This window comes from Pseudomonas beijingensis, from assembly GCF_030687295.1.
Lineage (GTDB): Bacteria > Pseudomonadota > Gammaproteobacteria > Pseudomonadales > Pseudomonadaceae > Aquipseudomonas > Aquipseudomonas beijingensis.
The window spans coordinates 6,165,607-6,185,110 of sequence record NZ_CP117425.1; the positions used below are offsets into that span (position 1 = coordinate 6,165,607).

A 19,504-nucleotide genomic window follows, 5' to 3' on the forward strand; every position below is an offset into this window, starting at 1 on the left:
AACTCAGCAGGCAGAACTTCTTCCTGAAACCCAACAGTCGCAACAACTAACATCACGGCGAAATTGCCGAGCGAAAGTATCGGGAAAAGCCGCTTAAAGATAAGCAGGAAACATCATCATTTATCGTAGGAAACTACTACCACCCATAAAACAATAGGTACTTTCCTACAATACTTTCCTGCGTAATTATCGCTTCTATCCAAAACCGTCACCGACCGAAACCCAGCAGCATCCGTTGGCGGCGGTCGTCGATCGTGGCAGGATGGCGAGGTTATCGACCGAGACTTTTTGACCATGCCGCCATCCCAAGCCAAGAATCTGTCCCTGATCGCCGCCATCGACCTGGGCTCCAACAGCTTCCACATGGTCGTCGCCAAGGCCCAGAACGGGGAAATCCGCATTCTTGAGCGGCTCGGCGAGAAGGTCCAGTTGGCCGCCGGCATCGACGAAGAACGCCAACTGAGCGAAGAATCCATCCAGCGCGGGCTCGATTGCCTCAAGCGGTTTGCCCAACTGATCAACGGTATGCCCCTGGGCGCGGTGCGGATCGTGGGCACCAACGCCCTGCGTGAAGCGCGCAACCGTGGCGAATTCATCCGTCGCGCCGAAGAGATCCTCGGCCATCCGGTGGAAGTCATCTCCGGCCGTGAAGAAGCCCGCCTGATCTACCTTGGCGTTTCCCACACCCTGGCCGATACCCCGGGCAAGCGCCTGGTGGCGGACATCGGTGGTGGCAGTACCGAATTCATCATTGGCCAGCGCTTCGAACCGCTGCTGCGCGAAAGCCTGCAGATGGGCTGCGTCAGCTACACCCAGCGCTATTTCCGCGACGGCAAGATCACCCCGGCCCGCTACGCCCAGGCCTACACGGCGGCGCGCCTGGAAATCATGAGCATCGAACACGCCCTGCACCGCCTGACCTGGGACGAAGCCATCGGCTCCTCGGGGACCATTCGCGCCATCGGCCTGGCGCTCAAGGCGGGCGGCCACGGTACCGGCGAGGTCAACGCCGAGGGCCTGGCCTGGCTCAAGCGCCGAGTATTCAAGCTCGGTGAAGCGGACAAGATCGATTTCGAAGGCATCAAGCCCGACCGCCGGGCGATTTTCCCGGCGGGCCTGGCGATCCTCGAAGCGATTTTCGACGCCCTCGAACTGCAACGCATGGACCACTGCGAGGGCGCCCTGCGCGAAGGCGTGCTCTACGACCTGCTGGGGCGTCATCATCACGAAGACGTGCGTGAACGCACCCTGGGCTCGCTCATGGAGCGTTATCACGTTGACCTGGAGCAGGCTGTACGGGTCGAACGCAAAGCCCTGCATGCCTTCGACCAGGTGGCTGACGACTGGGACTTGAACGACGGGGTGTGGCGCGAATTGCTGGGCTGGGCCGCCAAGGTCCATGAAGTGGGCCTGGACATCGCCCACTATCACTACCACAAGCACGGCGCCTACCTGATCGAGCACTCGGACCTGGCGGGTTTCTCCCGGGAAGACCAACAGATGCTCGCGCTATTGGTGCGCGGCCATCGACGCAACATTCCCAAGGATAAATTCGCCGAGTTCGGCGATGACGGCATCAAGCTGATTCGCCTGTGCGTGCTGCTGCGTTTTGCGATCCTGTTCCACCACATCCGTGGCACCCAGGAAATGCCGCAAGTGGCCCTGCACGCCGACGGCGATCAACTGGACGTGATGTTCCCCGAGGGTTGGCTGGAAGAAAACCAGCTGACCCAGGCCGACTTCGCCCAGGAAGCCGACTGGCTGACCCGGGTCGGGATTGTGCTGAACATTCACTGAGTCCAGCGACAACACCGATCTCTTGTGGCGAGGGGATTTATCCCCGCTGGGCTGCGAAGCAGCCCCAGGGAGGTTGGGCTCAGTAGATCTGACACACCGCGCTGCCAGGTTTTAGGGCTGCTTCGCAGCCCAACGGGGATAAATCCCCTCGCCACAGCAAGCTCCCTCGCCACAAAAGCCAAGCTCGTCTCCGAGCGTTTAACGAACCGCCAACACCGGGCTGCTCAAGCGCTCCAGCAAGGTCGCCTGGGCGCTGCGCGGGTTCTGGTTGCCGGTCGGCGTGTTGCGGATGTAGCGACCATCCGACTGCAGGCTCCAGCTGTGGGTGTTGTCGGTGAGGTAGCTTTCCAATTCCTTCTTGACCCGCAGGATCAGCTTCTTGCCTTCCACCGGGAAGCAGGTCTCGACCCGCTTGTCGAGGTTGCGCTCCATCCAGTCGGCGCTGGACAGGAACATCTGCTCCTCACCGCCGTTGAGGAAGTAGAACACCCGCGTATGCTCCAGGAACCGCCCGATGATCGAGCGTACATGGATGTTGTGGGACACCCCCGGGATGCCCGGCCGCAGGCAGCACATGCCCCGCACCACTAGGTCGATGCGCACGCCCGACTGGCTGGCCTTGTACAACGCACGAATGATCTTCGGGTCGGTCAGCGAGTTGAACTTGGCAATGATGTGGGCCGGCTTGCCGTCCAGGGCGAACTGCGTCTCCCGGGCGATCATGTCGAGCATGCCCTTTTTCAGGGTGAACGGCGCGTGCAGCAGTTTCTTCATGCGCAGGGTCTTGCCCATGCCGATCAACTGGCTGAACAGCTTGCCGACGTCTTCGCACAAGGCATCGTCAGAGGTCAGCAGGCTGTAGTCGGTGTACAGGCGGGCGTTGGCGGCGTGGTAGTTGCCGGTGCCCAAGTGGGCGTAACGCACGATCTCACCGGCCTCACGACGCAGGATGAGCATCATCTTGGCGTGGGTCTTGAAGCCGACCACGCCGTAGATCACCACCGCGCCGGCCGCTTGCAGACGGCTGGCCAGTTGCAGGTTCGATTCTTCATCGAAGCGGGCGCGCAATTCGATCACCGCCGTGACTTCCTTGCCGTTTCGCGCCGCGTCCACCAGGGCATCGACAATTTCCGAGTTGGCGCCACTGCGGTACAGGGTCTGGCGCACCGCCAGGACGTGGGGGTCCTTGGCGGCCTGGCGCAGCAGGTCGACCACCGGCGTGAACGACTCGAACGGGTGCAGCAGCAGGATGTCCTGCTTGCTGATCACGCTGAAAATATTCTCGCTGTTTTGCAGCAGTTTCGGGATCTGCGGCGTGAACGGCAGGTATTGCAGTTCCGGGTGGCTGTCCAGGCCGGTGATGCTGAACAGTCGGGTCAGGTTGACCGGACCGTTGACCTGATACAGCTCGGTCTCGTGCAGGTTGAACTGCTTGAGCAGGTAGTCGGACAAGTGTTTCGGGCAGGTGTCGGCCACCTCAAGGCGCACCGCATCGCCGTAGCGACGGGAGAACAGCTCGCCGCGCAAGGCGCGGGCCAGGTCTTCGACGTCCTCGGTGTCCACCGACAAGTCGGCGTTACGGGTCAGACGGAACTGGTAGCACCCCTTCACCTTCATGCCCTGGAACAGGTCATCGGCGTGGGCGTGGATCATCGACGACAGGAACACATAGTTGTCGCCAGGGCCGCCAACGTCTTCCGGCACGCGGATGATGCGCGGCAACAGGCGTGGCGCCGGGATGATCGCCAGGCCGGAATCGCGACCGAAGGCGTCGATGCCTTCCAGTTCGACGATGAAGTTCAGGCTCTTGTTGACCAGCAACGGGAACGGGTGCGTCGGATCGAGGCCGATCGGCGTAATGATCGGCGCGATCTCGTCGCGGAAATAGCGGCGCACCCAGGTCTTGATCTTGGTGTTCCAGTTGCGGCGACGGATGAAGCGCACCTGGTGCTTTTCCAGCTCCGGCAACAGGATGTCGTTGAGGATCGCGTACTGGCGGTCCACATGGCCGTGGACCAGTTCGCTGATGCGGGCCAGGGCCTGGTGCGGTTGCAAACCGTCGGCACCCGCCTGTTCACGAGCGAAGGTGATCTGCTTCTTCAGGCCGGCGACGCGGATTTCGAAAAACTCATCCAGGTTGCTGGAAAAGATCAGCAGAAATTTCAGCCGTTCCAGCAGCGGGTAGGACTCGTCCAGCGCCTGCTCCAGCACGCGGATGTTGAACTGCAGTTGCGACAGCTCGCGATGGATGTACAGGCTGCTGTCATCCAGGTTCGGAATGGCAATTGCCGGCGCCGGGATGGGCTCGACGACAGCCGGGGGAGCAGGCTCCAGCTCCGGCGGCGTTTCGGCAACTTGCTCGACCACGGGTTGAGCGTCTTTTACGGCAACTTCGGAGAGTCCTTCGGTATTCATCGCAAGTTCCTGGGAGGCTATTTCTGCTCTCGTAACAATTGGGCGGCGCGCACAGCAAAGTAAGTCAGGATGCCATCAGCGCCTGCGCGTTTGAAAGCGGTCAAGGACTCCAGGATTACCCCTTCGCCCAACCAACCGTTCTGGATCGCGGCCATGTGCATGGCGTACTCGCCGCTGACCTGATAAACAAAGGTCGGCACTTTGAATTCGTCTTTGACCCGGCAAAGAATGTCGAGGTAGGGCATGCCAGGCTTGACCATGACCATGTCTGCCCCTTCTGACAAGTCGGCCGCCACTTCGTGCAAGGCTTCCTGACTGTTGGCCGGGTCCATCTGATAAGAGGCCTTGTTGGCCTTGCCCAGGTTCAGGGCCGAGCCGACCGCATCGCGGAACGGGCCGTAATAGGCGCTGGCGTACTTGGCCGAATAGGCCATGATCCGCACGTTGACGTGACCGGCCACCTCGAGGGCTTCGCGGATCGCCTGGATGCGCCCGTCCATCATGTCCGACGGCGCAACCACCTGGGCACCGGCCTCGGCGTGGGACAGCGCCTGCCTGACCAGCGCATCGACGGTAATGTCGTTCTGCACGTAGCCTTCTTCATCGAGGATGCCGTCCTGCCCGTGGGTGGTGAACGGGTCCAGCGCCACGTCGGTGATCACCCCCAGCTCCGGGAAGCGCTCACGCAGGGCACGGGTCGCACGTTGGGCGATGCCCTCAGGGTTCCAGGCTTGCGCGGCGTCCAGGGACTTGAGCGCCGGCGGCGTAACCGGGAACAGGGCCAGCGCCGGGATACCCAGTTCGACCCAGTGGGCAGCTTCTTCGAGCAGCAGGTCGATGGTCAGGCGTTCCACCCCGGGCATCGACGCCACCGCTTCGCGACGGTTCTCCCCATCCAGCACGAATACCGGCAGGATCAGGTCATCGGTGGTCAGCACGTTTTCACGCACCAGCCGACGAGAAAACTCATCACGACGGTTACGACGCAGGCGGGTAGCAGGGAACAGACGATTGGCGGGGGTAAAGCTCACGGCAGACTCCTGAGCCCGCAGACGGGCGAGCGTGACAGTTATAAGCGACCATTATGACGAACGCGTGACAGTTGTGCTTAAGCGCGACCGGTAGTCGCAGTCATTGTCTTCTGTAGGAATTGTTCACGTCGAGACACATTTCGATACTTTCCTGAATGTGCCCGAAGGGTTAGGCTGCGCGTTCATTTCGCCAGCACCCAGACAATGCTCCAACAATTTCTGCATGACTTCGGCTACTTGGCCCTGTTTATCGGCACGTTTTTCGAAGGCGAAACCATCCTCGTGCTCGCAGGCTTCCTGGCGTTCCGTGGCTACATGGACATCAACCTGGTGGTGGTCGTGGCGTTCTGCGGCAGTTACGCCGGCGATCAGCTGTGGTATTTCCTGGGGCGCAAGCACGGCCGCAAGCTCCTGGCGCGCAAGCCGCGCTGGCAGTTGATGGGGGATCGCGCGCTGGAGCACATTCGCCGGCATCCGGACATCTGGGTCCTGAGCTTCCGCTTCGTCTACGGCCTGCGCACGGTGATGCCGGTGGCGATCGGCCTGTCAGGCTATCCGCCGGGCCGCTACCTGCTGCTCAACGGCATCGGCGCGGCGATCTGGGCCACGGCCCTGGCCGCCGCCGCGTACCACTTCGGCGCGGTGCTCGAAGGCATGCTGGGCAGCATCAAGAAATACGAGTTGTGGGTACTCGGCGCGCTGCTGGTGCTAGGCTTGGTCCTGTGGCTGCGCCGGCGCATCAAGAATGCGCGTCTGGCCAAGAAAGTCCTCGAAGCCGAACGCCTGGAACAAACCAGGTCCGACGCACCTACGACGCCAACCGAGTAAATCGGCTGCGACAGCAATACAGCCCGATGCCACTGAGCAGGCTGTAGCTGAGCAGCCCGACCCAGGCCCCATGGCTCATCACCGCGCTGACCGGCCACAACCCGGTCAAGGGCGCCAGCCACACCAGCGGCAGGTTCGAGGCCAGCCGCAACAGCTCCAGCTTCAGCGCCCACGGGCGATTCTCCAGGGCCACGCCCAACACGAACAGACCGAACGCCACCGCCCCCCACCCCAACACCAGGGCGGCGACCGGCAGGCTGCTTTCAAGGTTCATCAAATAACTGCCCAAGGCAATGTAGACGCAGAACTGCAGCCCCACGTACCACTGTTGGCGCAGGTCCAGCGGCACGGCGAATTTGCGGAACTGGCTCAGGTTCGGCTTGTTCAGCGGGTACTGGGCTGCAACGTCCGCCGGACGCCAACCGGTGGGCATGAACCAGATTCGCAGCTTGTCCCACCAACGCCCGGTCCGCCGCGCATCGGCCCACAGCTGGGCATAGAACTGCAGGTTGGCCCACAACGGATTCCAACTCGCCAGCGGCGTGGTCACGCCGAAAATCACCGGTTCGTTATCGTCTTCTTCTTGGAAGGTGCCAAACAGACGGTCCCAAATAATGAACACCCCGCCGTAGTTGCGATCCATGTAGAGAGGGTTCTGTGCATGGTGGGCACGATGATTGGACGGCGTCACGAAGCACCACTCCAGCCAGCCGAGCTTGGGAATGTGTTGGGTGTGGACCCAGAACTGGTACAGCAGATTCAACGCCGCGACGCTGACGAAGACCACCAGCGGCACACCCAGTACGGCGAGCGGGACGTAGAAAATCCAGCTCAACAGGAACCCGGTGCTGGTCTGGCGCAGTGCGGTGGACAGGTTGTAGTCCTCGCTCTGGTGATGCACCGAATGGGCGGCCCAGAGGATGTTGCGCTCATGGCCCATGCGGTGCAGCCAGTAGTAGCAGAAGTCGTAGAGCACGAAGGCGAACACCCAGGTCCAGGCCCGGTCGGCAGGCAATTCGATGACGGCCAGGTGTTTCAACGCAAAGGCGTAGGTCACCAGCCCCACGCCTTTGGTCAACAGGCCCGTGGTGGTCGACAGCACGCCGGTGCTCAAGCTGTTGATCGCGTCTGCCACGCGGTAGTGGCTCACGCCCCGCCAACGATCGGCCAGCAACTCGACGGCAATCAGCACGAAGAAGAACGGCACGGCATACAGGATGAAGTTCATGACGCAACCCGGGCATGCAAGGCAGGGAGATAGTCGGCAGATTAGGTGTAGCTGCCCGATCCCCCTATGGCAACGAGTGACAAATTAGTAGACATTTAACGCCATGAATCTGGAGAAAAAAGCCCATGAGCAAAAAAATTGCAGTGATCCTTTCCGGCTGTGGCGTGTATGACGGCGCCGAGATCCACGAAAGCGTGATCACCCTGCTGCGCCTCGATCAGCGCGGGGCGCAAGTCCAGTGCTTCGCCCCCAACATTGCCCAACTGCACGTGATCAATCACCTGACCGGCGAGGAAATGCCCGAGAGTCGCAACGTGTTGGTGGAATCGGCGCGGATCGCCCGGGGCAACGTGAAGGATTTGCGCGAAGCCAACGCCGAGGATTTCGACGCTCTGATCGTACCCGGTGGTTTTGGCTCGGCGAAAAACCTCTCCAACTTTGCTGTCGAAGGCGCCGGTTGCACTGTCCAGCCTGAGGTCCTGGCCTTGACCGAGGCTTTTGCCGAAGCGGGTAAACCGGTCGGGCTGATCTGCATCTCACCGGCCCTGGCGGCAAAAATCTATGGCCCGGGGGTGACGTGCACCATCGGCAACGACCCGGACACCGCGGCAGCCGTGGGCAAAATGGGCGGCACTCACGAAGAGTGCGCGGTAACCGACATCGTCGAAGACCGCGCGCGCAAACTGGTCAGCACCCCGGCCTACATGCTGGCACAGAACATCAGCGAAGCGGCTTCAGGCATCAACAAACTGGTGGACCGGGTGTTGGAGCTGACCCACGAGAACGACGCCTGACCCCACCACCACTACCCCTGTGGGAGCGAGCTTGCTCGCGATGGCGTCAGTTCAGTTGCATGTGTATTGGCTGACACACCGTTATCGCGAGCAAGCTCGCTCCCGCAGGAGGTCGAGCCAGGCTTAAGCGATTCGGGTCAGGCGCGTCAGGATCCGATCCAGTGCATTGGCAAACCCCTGCTTGTCCCGCTCGCTATAGGCCGCCGGACCGCCGCCCACATGACCCTGCTCACGCAAATCGGTGAACAGGTTGCGCACCGCCAGCCGCTCGCCCATGTTCTGCGCATCGAACTCCTTGCCCCGCGGGTCCAGGGCGGCGACGCCCTTCTTCACCAACCGGTCGGCCAGGGGCACGTCGCTGCAGATCACTAGCTCACCCGGCACGGCGTGCTCTACCAGGTAATCGTCCGCCGCGTCAGGGCCGCTGGGCACCACGATCAATTTCACACAGGCCAGGGCCGGCTTGATCTGCGGTTGACCGGCCACCAGTACCACCTCGAATCGGCGCTTCAGGGCGAACTTGACCACCAGTTCCTTCGCTGCCTTGGGGCAGGCGTCGGCGTCGATCCATACGCGCATTGAGTGGTTTCCTCTAAATTGAAAAGAAAAGCATCGCGGGCAAGCCTTGCTCCCACACAAGCCTTGCTCCCACAAGCCTTGCTCCCATAGTCTGTGGGAGCAAGGCTTGCTCGCGATTATGAGCGCAGCGAATGCTTTTCAGGAAACCTGGACCCGACGCTTCTCCGCCACCCAACTGCGCCCATACAACACCATGATCGCCAGGATCGCCACCACTTGAGCGGCCAGCGAATAGGCATCGGCATGAATGCCCAGCCAGTCGAAATCGAAGAACGCCACCGGGTGGGTGCCGAAGATCCCGGCCTCCTGCAACGCCTTCACGCCATGGCCGGCGAACACCACCGACAGTGCGCACAGCAACGCGGCGTTGATGCTGAAGAACAGCGCCAGCGGCAGTTTCGCCGAGCCACGCAGAATCACCCAGGCCAGCCCCACCAGCAACACCAGCGCCGTCGCGCCGCCGGCCAGCACGGCGTTATGCCCGGCAGGACCCGCTTGCAGCCACAGGGTCTCGTAGAACAGGATCACTTCGAACAGTTCGCGATAGACCGAGAAGAACGCCAGGATCGCAAAACCAAAACGACCACCGCCGCCCACCAGGCTGCTCTTGATGTAATCCTGCCAGGCCGCGGCGTGACGCCGGTCGTGCATCCACACCCCCCAGCCACAGCACCATCACACTGGCGAACAACGCCGTCGCGCCTTCGAGCAGCTCGCGCTGGGCGCCGCTGACATCGATCACATACGCCGCCAGGCCCCAGGTCGCCAAACCGGCCAGCAATGCCAGGCCCCAACCGACGTTGACGCTGCGCACCGCCGACTGCTGGCCGGTGTTGCGCAGGAACGCCAGGATCGCCGCCAGCAACCAGGATCGCTTCCAACCCTTCGCGCAGCAGAATCAGCAACCCGGAGATGTAGCTCAGCGACCAGCTCAAACCATCGCCGCCCAACAGGCCGGCGGACTCCTTCAACTTGGCCTTGGCCGCGTCCAGGCGCTGCTCGGCCTGCTCCACCGGCAAACCGTCCTGTAGCGACTGACGGTAGGCCATCAGGGCCTTTTCGGTGTCCTTGCGAACGTTGGCATCGACGTTGTCCAGCGAGCTTTCCACCAGCTCGAACCCTTCCAGGTAAGCCGCTACCGACAGGTCGTAGGCCTGGTCATGGCCACCGGCGCGATACGCCGCGATGCTTTTATCCAGGGTGGCGGCCGTGTAGTCGAGCAACTGCGCCGGGCCACGTTGCACCTGCGGCGGCTGGGCGCGCTGGGCACGGAATGTCGCCGCCGCTGCGGGGCCTTGCGCGGCGAGGACTTCCGCAGGAGTCTGGCGCGCCAGGTCAGCGAGGTTGAAGACCTGTTCACTTTTGGCCGCGGCCGGGTCGGCGCTGAAGCTGGCGATGTAGGTCGCCAGGTCCCAGCGCTGACGGTCGTCGAGCTGATCGGCGAACGCCGGCATGTCGGTGCCTTCGATGCCCATGCCGAGGGTGTTGTAGATCCCATAGAGACTCAGGCGATCCAGACGCTGGGCGTCGCGCAAGTTGGACGGCGGCGGCTCCAGGCCGACACCGGCAGGACCGTCGCCGGCGCCGTTGGCCCCGTGGCACACCGAACAATTCTGCGCATACAACGGCGCGCCGCGGGCCGGGTCCGGGGTGATGACCGGTGCCTGGCTGACTTCATACGCCACCGCCAGCCTGGCCCCCAGTTGCCGCGCCAGGCGGGCGACATCGCCGCCGTCCTGGCGCTGAGTGATCGCCGCGCGCAAGGTGCCGATGCCTTGGACCAGCTCAGCCTTTTCCGGCTTGGCCGGCAGGCCGGCGATCAGCCCTTCCAGCGCCTGGGTGAATTCCAGTTGCTCGCGGTATTCCGCATCGTCGATGACCTTGCCCATCTCGACCGTCGCCGGGTAATCCGCCCCAATGTAATCCAACAAATGCAGCGCCTGGGGGGCACTCTCGACGGTATCGGCCAGCAGCGGAGTGCTGCTCAGCGCAAGCAATGGCAGTACAAGCCAGGCCAGGAAACGGAACGGCGCAGTCATGAATGACTCTCGGTTGGTAATAAGAAGTAACACATTGTTCACTTCCAATGGCTTTGGCTCAAGGGCCGATGTGTTTGAGGGGCCGATTTTCATCGGATTTCATGCTTTGGAGGTGATGTCACAAAAACAGCATTTCAGAATTGAAAAGCCATTACATAGCCAAGCGCCATGTTTATAATCCCTCGCCTTCTTATCATTCGATGGCATAAAAGCTCCTCTTTTTATGAGGAACCGGCAGCGTCCCGACGCTTGTCCGTGGGATCGCTCCAGCCCGACCCGCACACCCCGGCTGCTATCAGGGAAGAAATGTTCATGGCATCCCGTGCCGTTTTTTCGGTCGCCCTTGGCGCGATCACCTTGTTGTCCGGCTGCTCGGCCTTTCGCAACTACGACAGTGAATTGGCCCAGACCAACCAGCAACTGGCGTCCGGCAACGTCGACGGCGCGTTGACCCTGCTGGAAAAGAACAACTCCAGCCAAGACAAAGACCTGCTGTATTACTTCGAGAAAGGTGAGCTGCTGCGTGCCAAGGGCGACTTGTCCGGCAGCCAGACAGCCTGGAACAGCGCCGACCAGCAGGTTGGCCAGTGGGAAGACGCGGTCAAGCTCGACTCGGCCAAGTACTTGGCCCAGTTCGGCAGTTTCCTGGTGAACGATAAAGTCCGCCGCTATGAAGGCTACGATTACGAAAAGGTCATGCTGACCACGCAGATGGCCCTGAATCTGCTGGCGGTGAATGACTTCGACGGCGCGCGGACCCAGATCAAGAAGACCCACGAACGCGAAGCGGTGATCGCCGACCTGCGGGACAAGGAATACCTCAAGCGCGAGGAAGAAGCCGAGAAACAAGGGGTCAAGACCGAATACAAGGACCTCCAGGGTTATCCGGTGGCCAGCCTCGACGCCCCGGAAGTGGTCAGCCTCAAGAACAGCTACCAGAGCGCGTTCAGCCATTACCTGGCCGGTTTCGTCTACGAAGCCCTGGGTGAAAAGGACCTGGCCGCACCGGGTTATCGCAAGGCCGCCGAACTGCGCCCCAACACTCCGTTGCTGGAGCAGGCCCTGCGCGACCTCGACAAACCCGCCGCCAAAAGCGATGACAGCGACATCCTGATCGTCGTGCAGAGCGGCCTGGCACCGTCCCGGGATTCGATCCGCATTCCCCTGCCCTTGCCGATCAGCGGCAACCTGGTGATCACGCCGTTGTCGTTCCCGCTGATCAAGCCCGACACCTCCACGGCCACCTTCGGCCAGATCGGTGTCGACGGCCGTCAGTTGGACCTGACCCAGCTCAATAGCACCACCGCCATGTCCCGCCGGGCCCTGCGCGACGACATGCCGGGCATCATCCTGCGCACCACCGTGCGCGCCGTCACCCGTGGCGTGGCGCAAAAGCAGATCAACGAAACCAACCCCCTGGCCGGCCTGGCCGTGGGTCTAACCTCGGCGGTACTCGAAGGCGCCGACACGCGGACCTGGCGCACCCTGCCCGACTATACCCAGGTGGTGCGCCTGCGCCTGAAGAAAGGCGAGCACCAGGTCACCTTGCCAAGCGCGGTGGGCGGTTCGGTGGTCAAGGTCACCGTCGACCAGCGCTACCAGGTCATCAGCCTGCGGGCGGTGGGCAACCAGGTGTTCGCCGGTGGCCTGGCGGCCCAGGTGATGCCAAGCGCCAACCCGACCGCCATTGCCCTCAAGCAACCTTAAGAACGGAGTCTTGTTCACATGCGTTTAAAACTGATCGCCGTCGGCGCCCTGGCCTTGCTGGCCGGTTGCGCCACCCCGCCGCCACCGGAGCCGGGCAGCGCCGCCAGCAAGGTCGTGGCGATGGGCAAGACCAAGAACATCGTGGTCGGCGCCATGCGCGTGGCCCGGGAAAACGGTTACCTGACCGTCAATGTCCAGTTGAGCAACACCAGCTACAACAACAAGACGATGTATTACCGCTTTGCCTGGCTGGGGCCGGAAGGCTTTCCAATCGCCGAGGAAGAAACCTGGAAAAGCCTGACGCTGTACGGCGAACAGACCAGCTTCCTGCCGGCCATCGCGCCCACACCCAAGGCCGTGGATTTCCGTTTGGAAATCAATACCCCTTGAGACAGATGCACATTTCCTGTGGCGAGGGGATTTATCCCCGCTGGGCTGCGCAGCAGCCCCAATTTTAAGCGAGCGCTGCGCACTCGAACGGGGATAAATCCCCTCGCCACAGACCTTTTATTCAGTTTTCGAGAGCACCCACATGTTCGTACGCATTTCCTCCCTCGCCCTCGCCGCCCTGCTGGTCAGCGGCTGTGCCAACAACTCGCCGGTCCTGGGCAACAAGAACATCAGCTACGGCGATACCAAGGCCGTGGAAACCGTGACCAACGAGTTCGGCTCCACCGACCTGCAAATGATCGCCGAGTCCATGACCCGCTCCCTGGCCCAGTCCGGCATCCTGCAGGGTCGCCCAGTGGTCCAGGTCTATGACGTGAAGAACAAGACCAGCGAATACATCGACACCCGCGAAATCACCACCAGCATCAAGACCCAGCTGATGAAGACCGGCGCTGCCCGTTTCGCCAGCGACAACACCGCCATGGACAGCCAGGTCGACCAGCTCAAGCTGCAGAACCAGAGCGGCCTGTACAAGAAAAGCACCGTGGCCAAGACCGGCAACATGATCGCTGCCAAGTACCGCCTTGAGGGCTCCATCAGCTCGATCGTCAAGCGCAGCAGCGACTACAAGGACGTCTTCTACAAATTCAGCCTGCAATTGATCGACGTCGAGAGCGGTCTGGCCGAGTGGATGGACGAAAAAGAAATCCGCAAGACCACGGAGCGCTAAGCCATGCGCACATGGATAGGCATCATGGCCCTGGCCTGCGCATTTGGCGCGCAGGCGGCCCCAAAAGTCGCGGTGACCGACCTTGCGTACCAGGAACGGGTGGAGGAGTACATCCACACCGTTTCGGCGCAGAGCAACTTCCAGGCGAACCCCTACAGCGCCAGCGCTTCCTCGAGCTACGACGAGATGGAAGCCACCAGCAGCTACATCGAGCAGGGCGAACTGCGCAAGTTCACCGGCGACATCAAGGGCGAGATCCTGCGCAGCGGGATGTTCCAGCTGACCCAGGGGACGCCCCACACGGCGGCGTCCAATGGCGACGTCTATGACGTGATCAAGCGCATCAAGGCCGGGAACTTCAAGGGTGCCGACTACGTGCTGTTCGGCACGGTGTCGGACATCGACTTCACCCGCGACATCAACGAGCTGGCCAATACCGACAGCTACTCGGCCGTGCTGGCGCTGACCCTGGTGGCGGATTTCAGCCTGATCAACACCAAGACCTACGAAATCACCTCGGCCTTTACAGCCATGGGCGAAGGCCAGGACACCAAGTTGCTGAACCACCGGGACGTGCGCATCAGCCTCAACCGTCCACGGGTGGTGCGCGAAGTGTCCAAGGCCCTGGGGGAAGACGTGGCGCGGCAGCTAAGCGAACAGCTTGGTGGCCCGAGCTACGAACAGCCCCGCGAACCGGTGCAGCGCAATAACCTGCCTCGGGATACGGCGCCGGTAATCCTGCGCTGAATCACTGAGCGAATGCTCTGTGGCGCAGAGGTCTTGTGGGAGCAAGGCTATGTGGGAGCAAGGCTTGCCCGCGATGGAGCGACTCTATTTCTGAAAGACCTCATCGCCTCAATCGCGGGCAAGCCTTGCTCCCACAGTCTTGCTCCCACATAGCTTTGCTCCCACAAAAGCTCCCTCGCCACGGGTTTTGCTTTATGCAGCGGCCTTTCTGATCGTCGCGAGCAAACCCGCCGCGCCAATGAACAGACCCGCGAAGGCACGGTTCATCCGCCGTTGCTGTTTCGGGGTGCGCAACAGGCGCAGGACTTTGGACGCCAACCCGGTGTAGCCGGCCATGACGATGAGATCGACGACGATCATGGTGACGCCCAGGATCAGGTATTGCTGGATCAACGGTGCATGGGGATTGATGAACTGCGGCAACACCGCCAGCATGAACACCAGCGCCTTGGGGTTGCTGACGTTGACCAGAAAGCCGCGAAACACCAGTGCCAGGGGCTTGCCGATGGGCCGCGGGGCCGCGTCGTCAGTCATGTCACCGGGAATGGCTCGCCATTGTTTGACACCCAGGTAAACCAGGTAAGCCACGCCGAACCACTTGATCGCATAGAACGCGGTGGCCGACGCCGTGAGGATCGCGCCAACACCGGCGGCGACGATCACGATTTGCAACGCCAGGCCCAATTGCAGGCCCAAGGCGTTCCAGTAACCGCGCCAGAAGCCGTATCGCAAGCCACTGGACATCGATGCAATGGCACCGGCACCTGGGGAAAGACTGATCACCCAACAGGCGGCAAAAAACGCCAGCCATGTTTCCAGCAACATTGCACACCTCGGCTCGGATTCGTCGAAACGACTAAGCTAATGCGCCGTCACGTCGTTGACCACCGTTTTTTGCCCAAGTATCTAAGCCAATGTGAACACCGTGGCGAGGGAGCTTGCTCCCGCCGGGCTGCGCAGCAGTCCTTTACTCGACGAGCCCACCCACCGGAAACGCTTCGCTGCCACGCCAGCGCCGCACCGAACGCTGGAAAAACAGGCTGTTGGGCACCTGCACCATGGCGCTGCCGGTGCCGAGTTCCTCGGGTTCGATCAGCGTGGTGTACAGCAGATTGATCGCCACCACGCGCCCCTTGATGCCGGGCTTGTCGGTGGTGTCCACCAGTTCGACCACATCGCCCAGGCGAAACGGTCCGACGGTGTAGATCAAAACGGCGCAGAACAGATTCGACAGCACGCTCCAGATGGCAAAGAACGCCACCGCCGCCACTGCGACGAAGCCCGACAGAGCCGTCCACAGCACTGTGGCCGAGACGCCCAGGCGTTCGAGCACCACCAGCACCGCAGTGCCCATGATCAGCCAGCGCAGCACGCCCCGCAGGATAATCACCAATTGCGGTGGGAGCGGGTAACGCTCGCCCAGGCCCGTGAGCGCACGCGCGACGAAGCGCTGCGAGACATAACCGGCCACCAGGATCAGCAGGATTTGCACACCGAGCCAGATCGGCTCGATCCATAGGACAGGGACAGGCAACGCCAACGCTTCCATCAGGACAACGCCTCCAGCTCCGCTTGCAGGGTTTCCAGCAGTTCCAGCGCTTGCATCCAAGCCTCCTCGAGCTCCGCTTCCCGAACCTTCAACCTGGCCTGTTCAGCCAGCAGGTCACGCAACTCATCCTTGCGCGCCGCCTCGTACAGACCACTGTCGCCCAGGCTGGTTTCGATTTTCTGCAGCTTTTCATGCAGCTTGCCCAGCTCGGCTTCGAGCTTGTCGGCCTCGCGCTTGTGCGGCGCCAGTTGCTGACGCAACGCGGCGGCGGCCTGGCGCTGGGCCTTTTTGTCGGTCTTGTCCGGGTTGACCGGCGTGCTGCTGACCGGCGCGTTGCGCTGGCGGTATTCCACCAGCCAACGAGCGTAGTCTTCCAGATCGCCGTCGAACTCCTCGACCTTGCCGTCGGCGACCAGGAAGAAATTATCCGTGGTGCTCTTGAGCAAATGCCGATCGTGGGACACCACCAACACCGCACCACTGAATTCCTGCAGGGCCATCGTCAGGGCCAGGCGCATTTCCAGGTCCAGGTGGTTGGTCGGTTCGTCGAGCAGCAACAGGTTCGGCCGGCCCCAGGCGATCAACGCCAGCGCCAGGCGTGCCTTTTCGCCACCGGAGAAATTCAACACTGGCTCGTCGATGCGCGCCCCGCGGAAATCGAAACCGCCGAGAAAATCGCGCAGGACCTGTTCACGCTCGGTCGGCGCCAATCGTTGCAGATGCAGCAACGGGCTGGCCTTGGAATCCAGGGAGTCGAGTTGGTGCTGGGCGAAGTAGCCAACGACGGTGTTTTCGCCTCGGGTCAAACGCCCAGCCAATGGCTGGAGTTCGCCAGAGAGGTTTTTGATCAGGGTCGACTTACCGGCACCGTTGGGGCCCAGCAGACCGATCCGCGCCCCCGGGGTCAGTTGCAGCTTGACCTTCTCCAGCACGGTCTTGTCGCCGTAGCCCAGGCGCGCGTCGGACAGGTCGATCAACGGGCTGGAAATCTTGCTCGATTCGCGGAAGACAAAATCGAACGGTGAATCGACGTGGGCCGCCGACAGCTCTTCCATCCGCTCCAGCGCCTTGATCCGGCTCTGGGCCTGGCGGGCCTTGGTGGCCTGGGCCTTGAAGCGGGCGATGTAGCTTTCCATGTGCGCACGTTGCGCCTGTTGCTTCTCGTAGGCCTGCTGTTGCTGGGCCAGGCGTTCAGCACGAGCGCGCTCGAAGGCGCTGTAGCCGCCGCGGTACAAGGTGAGCTTGCGCTGGTCGACATGGGCGACGTGATCCACCACCGCGTCGAGGAAATCGCGGTCGTGGGAAATCAGCAGCAGCGTGCCCGGGTAACTCTTGAGCCAGTCTTCGAGCCAGATAATGGCGTCGAGGTCCAAGTGGTTGGTCGGCTCATCGAGCAACAGCAGATCCGAAGGGCACATCAGGGCCTGCGCCAGGTTCAGGCGCATCCGCCAGCCACCGGAGAAGTCCCCGACCTGGCGGTCCATCTGTTTATTGGTAAAGCCCAGGCCGGCGAGCAATTTGCGCGCGCGGGCATCGGCGGTGTAGCCGTCGGCACTGTCGAGTTCCGCGTGCAGGCGGGCCTGTGCGGCACCGTCGTGGGCCGCTTCGGCCGCCGCCAGGTCGTGTTGCACCTGACGCAGGCGCAGGTCGCCATCGAGCACGTAGTCCACCGCCAGGCGCTCGAGGGTGTCGACCTCCTGGCGCATGTGAGCGATACGCCAGTCGGCCGGCAGCAGGCAATCGCCCGAGTCCGGGTGCAGCTCACCGCGCAGCAAGGCGAACAGGCTCGATTTGCCGGCGCCGTTGGCACCGATGAGGCCGGCTTTGTGGCCGGCGTGCAGGGTCAGCTCGGCGTCTTCTAGCAGACGTTGCGGGCCACGCTGTAAAGTCAGGTTCTGAAGTCGGATCATAATGGCGGCGGAGTCTACCAGCTTCGCTCGCAACTGGCGCGAGTAGCACGATGTCCCCTGACCTGTGGAGCTTTTCCCTCGACCTCTATGCCAAGCCTGGCGTAGAGCCTGCGTGCCTGGCGTCACAAGACGCCGGCGCCAACGTCTGCCTGCTGCTTTGCGGCCTCTGGCTGGCGCAACGCGGCGTGACCTGCGATGAACACCGTCTGCAGCAGCTTCGACAAGTGGCCGAGCCGTGGGATGCCGAGGTGGTGCGGCCACTGCGCACGCTTCGCAACCAATGGAAAGCCGGCGCCCTCCAGGACACGGCACTCAATGGCCTGCGCGAACAGGTCAAGCAACTGGAATTGGCAGCCGAACGGCGATTATTGGAGCGATTGGAAGCGCTGGCCAAGGATTGGCCGGGGGCACAACAGAACGATTCAGCCCAATGGCTGCGGGGGCTGGCGGCGAATGCCAAACCAGCGAGCCGCGACGCGCTGCATCAGCTGCGCGTCGCGGTGTCCGGCACTTAGGAAGCGCTGGTTGGGGTGCTGGTGGTGGTCGGCGCAACGGCGGCTGGGCTGGTCGCCGTGGCCGGAGTGCTGGCGGTTGGCGCAGGTGTCGCGGTCGGAGCCGGTGTCGCTGGCTTGGCGGCTGGCGCAGTCGCAGGTTTTGCAGCGGCTGGTTTTTTCACGGCCGGTTTCGCGGCGGGCTTGGCGACCGGTTTAGCAGCAGCTGGCTTCGCGGCGGCTGGCTTGGCAGCCGTTGGCTTCGCGGCAGCAGGTTTGACAGCGGCCGGTTTGGCAGCGGGTTTAGCCGCCACTTTGGCAGGCGCTTTGGCAGCGACGGGTTTGGCAGCGGTTTTCGCAGCAGGCTTGGCCGCAGCCGGTTTGGTTGCCGCAGGCTTGGCCGCTGGCTTGGCGGCAGCAGGTTTGGCAGTGGATTTCACCGCCGCTTTGGCAGCCGGTTTAGCGGCTGCGGTTTTCGGCGTGGCAAGTTTTGCGGCGGCGGTTTTGGCGGCAGCTTTTGTTGCCGGTTTAGCGGCTGGTTTAGCAGCGGCTTTTACAGCGGGCTTGGCAGCAGCAGGTTTAGCGGCCGCCGTTTTTGCGGCTGGCTTGGCAGCAGCCTTGGCCGCTGGTTTTTTGGCCGCCGTTTTTGCAGCGCTGGCAGCGACGGGTTTGGCAGCCGGCTTGGTGGCGGCTTTGGCCGGTGCTTTGGCGGCAGGCTTGGCAGCGACTTTGGCCGGTGCTTTTGCCACGGCGGGTTTAGCCGCCGGCTTCTTGGCCGATACAGCGGCAGGTTTGGCGGCACGAAGCGACAGCGCCTTGCCCGCGGCTTCTTGCACGCGACCGACACCCTGGGCCAATTTCAGGCTTTCCTGGGCATCACGCTTGAGTTGCAGAATGTAGGCGCGGGTTTCGGACTGACGATCCTTCAAGGCATCGAGCAGGTCTTCGAGTTCTTTCACGACATCTTTGGCCTTGGCTTGTGCCTTGGCCTTGCCAGCGGTGGCTGCGTCTTGCAATTTGGTGCGCGATTTGTGCAGTTTTTCCTGCGCTTTGCCGCGTTGCTTTTCCAGTTTGGCGAGCAGTTTTTCAGCATCAGCCAGGGCTTGGGAGCAGGCATTTTCCAGATGTTCGAGCAGGCTGCCCGAGAGTTGTTGGAGCAAGTGCAACGGAGTGTTTACAGGCTTCTTGGTGGCCGACATGGTTTACCTCCTGACTGACGTGAGTGCGGCTCATACTAGACCTCTGCTTCAACCGCCGCTAGGGCATGTT

At 62.2% G+C, this 19,504-nt stretch carries 16 protein-coding genes and 1 pseudogene; 8 read left to right on the plus strand and 9 right to left on the minus strand.

Translation table 11 applies throughout. The features are described from left to right. The first annotated feature begins 294 nt into the window (after positions 1-294). On the plus strand, positions 295-1,797 hold the full coding sequence (gene ppx, locus PSH84_RS27510; RefSeq protein WP_305468803.1) for an exopolyphosphatase: 1,503 nt from the start codon (positions 295-297) through the stop codon (positions 1,795-1,797). Between the two features lie 198 nt (positions 1,798-1,995). Here ppx and ppk1 read toward each other — a convergent pair whose 3' ends face one another. Together ppk1 and hemB are read right to left on the minus strand one after the other, a co-directional pair. After that, positions 1,996-4,212 carry a polyphosphate kinase 1 gene (gene ppk1 / locus PSH84_RS27515; protein WP_122567503.1) on the minus strand — a complete coding sequence of 739 codons (2,217 nt, stop codon included), beginning with the start codon at positions 4,210-4,212 and terminating at the stop codon, positions 1,996-1,998. A 17-nt stretch (positions 4,213-4,229) separates the two neighbouring features. After that, positions 4,230-5,243, minus strand: a complete 1,014-nt coding sequence (gene hemB, locus PSH84_RS27520; RefSeq protein WP_122567504.1) for a porphobilinogen synthase — start codon at positions 5,241-5,243, stop codon at positions 4,230-4,232. Positions 5,244-5,447: 204 nt separating this feature from the next. Between hemB and PSH84_RS27525 the strand changes: the two genes are divergently transcribed. Then, complete coding sequence (locus PSH84_RS27525) at positions 5,448-6,071, plus strand: DedA family protein (RefSeq protein WP_122567505.1); 624 nt, start codon at positions 5,448-5,450, stop codon at positions 6,069-6,071. On the opposite strand, the gene PSH84_RS27530 is transcribed toward PSH84_RS27525, so the two are convergent. Then, a complete protein-coding gene (locus PSH84_RS27530; protein ID WP_122567506.1) occupies positions 6,052-7,299 on the minus strand; it encodes a sterol desaturase family protein in 1,248 nt (415 codons plus the stop codon). The two genes, PSH84_RS27525 and PSH84_RS27530, sit on opposite strands and share 20 nt — an antisense overlap. A gap of 125 nt (positions 7,300-7,424) precedes the next feature. On the opposite strand from PSH84_RS27530, the gene elbB reads away from it, so the two are divergent. Continuing rightward, positions 7,425-8,093 carry an isoprenoid biosynthesis glyoxalase ElbB gene (gene elbB / locus PSH84_RS27535; RefSeq protein ID WP_122567507.1) on the plus strand — a complete coding sequence of 223 codons (669 nt, stop codon included), beginning with the start codon at positions 7,425-7,427 and terminating at the stop codon, positions 8,091-8,093. A 123-nt stretch (positions 8,094-8,216) separates the two neighbouring features. On the opposite strand, the gene PSH84_RS27540 is transcribed toward elbB, so the two are convergent. Continuing rightward, positions 8,217-8,672, minus strand: coding sequence for a YaiI/YqxD family protein (locus PSH84_RS27540; protein WP_122567508.1), 456 nt, complete (start codon positions 8,670-8,672; stop codon positions 8,217-8,219). Between the two features lie 138 nt (positions 8,673-8,810). Next, positions 8,811-10,711: pseudogene (locus tag PSH84_RS27545) on the minus strand (FTR1 family protein). A 312-nt stretch (positions 10,712-11,023) separates the two neighbouring features. Here PSH84_RS27545 and PSH84_RS27550 point away from each other — a divergent pair. The 4 genes from PSH84_RS27550 (at position 11,024) to PSH84_RS27565 (ending at position 14,285) form a co-directional block, all read left to right on the plus strand. Continuing rightward, positions 11,024-12,418 (plus strand): COG3014 family protein, encoded by a 1,395-nt coding sequence (locus PSH84_RS27550; RefSeq protein ID WP_122567821.1) that lies wholly within the window; start codon positions 11,024-11,026, stop codon positions 12,416-12,418. An 18-nt stretch (positions 12,419-12,436) separates the two neighbouring features. Further along, positions 12,437-12,808: a YcfL family putative periplasmic lipoprotein gene (locus PSH84_RS27555; RefSeq protein WP_134926331.1), complete on the plus strand. Its 372-nt coding sequence runs from the start codon at positions 12,437-12,439 to the stop codon at positions 12,806-12,808. 142 nt (positions 12,809-12,950) lie between these two features. Next, positions 12,951-13,538 (plus strand): penicillin-binding protein activator LpoB, encoded by a 588-nt coding sequence (lpoB, locus tag PSH84_RS27560; RefSeq protein WP_003177333.1) that lies wholly within the window; start codon positions 12,951-12,953, stop codon positions 13,536-13,538. Between the two features lie 3 nt (positions 13,539-13,541). Continuing rightward, positions 13,542-14,285: a penicillin-binding protein activator LpoB gene (locus PSH84_RS27565; protein WP_122567510.1), complete on the plus strand. Its 744-nt coding sequence runs from the start codon at positions 13,542-13,544 to the stop codon at positions 14,283-14,285. A 192-nt stretch (positions 14,286-14,477) separates the two neighbouring features. Here the strand turns inward: PSH84_RS27565 and rhtB are convergent, their stop codons facing one another. From rhtB to abc-f, 3 genes are all read right to left on the minus strand, one after another. Further along, the gene (gene rhtB, locus PSH84_RS27570) at positions 14,478-15,110 is read right to left on the minus strand and encodes a homoserine/homoserine lactone efflux protein (RefSeq protein WP_305468809.1); all 633 of its coding nucleotides are present in this window, start codon (positions 15,108-15,110) and stop codon (positions 14,478-14,480) included. A 142-nt stretch (positions 15,111-15,252) separates the two neighbouring features. Continuing rightward, positions 15,253-15,834, minus strand: coding sequence for a mechanosensitive ion channel family protein (locus PSH84_RS27575; protein WP_122567512.1), 582 nt, complete (start codon positions 15,832-15,834; stop codon positions 15,253-15,255). Continuing rightward, a complete protein-coding gene (gene abc-f, locus PSH84_RS27580; RefSeq protein WP_305482048.1) occupies positions 15,834-17,744 on the minus strand; it encodes a ribosomal protection-like ABC-F family protein in 1,911 nt (636 codons plus the stop codon). The genes PSH84_RS27575 and abc-f overlap by 1 nt, the downstream gene beginning before the upstream one ends. 50 nt (positions 17,745-17,794) lie before the next feature. On the opposite strand from abc-f, the gene PSH84_RS27585 reads away from it, so the two are divergent. Next, positions 17,795-18,259 (plus strand): TIGR02444 family protein, encoded by a 465-nt coding sequence (locus PSH84_RS27585; RefSeq protein WP_122567514.1) that lies wholly within the window; start codon positions 17,795-17,797, stop codon positions 18,257-18,259. On the opposite strand, the gene PSH84_RS27590 is transcribed toward PSH84_RS27585, so the two are convergent. Continuing rightward, the gene (locus PSH84_RS27590) at positions 18,256-19,434 is read right to left on the minus strand and encodes an AlgP family protein (RefSeq protein ID WP_305482049.1); all 1,179 of its coding nucleotides are present in this window, start codon (positions 19,432-19,434) and stop codon (positions 18,256-18,258) included. The two genes, PSH84_RS27585 and PSH84_RS27590, sit on opposite strands and share 4 nt — an antisense overlap. Between the last annotated feature and the right edge of the window lie 70 nt (positions 19,435-19,504).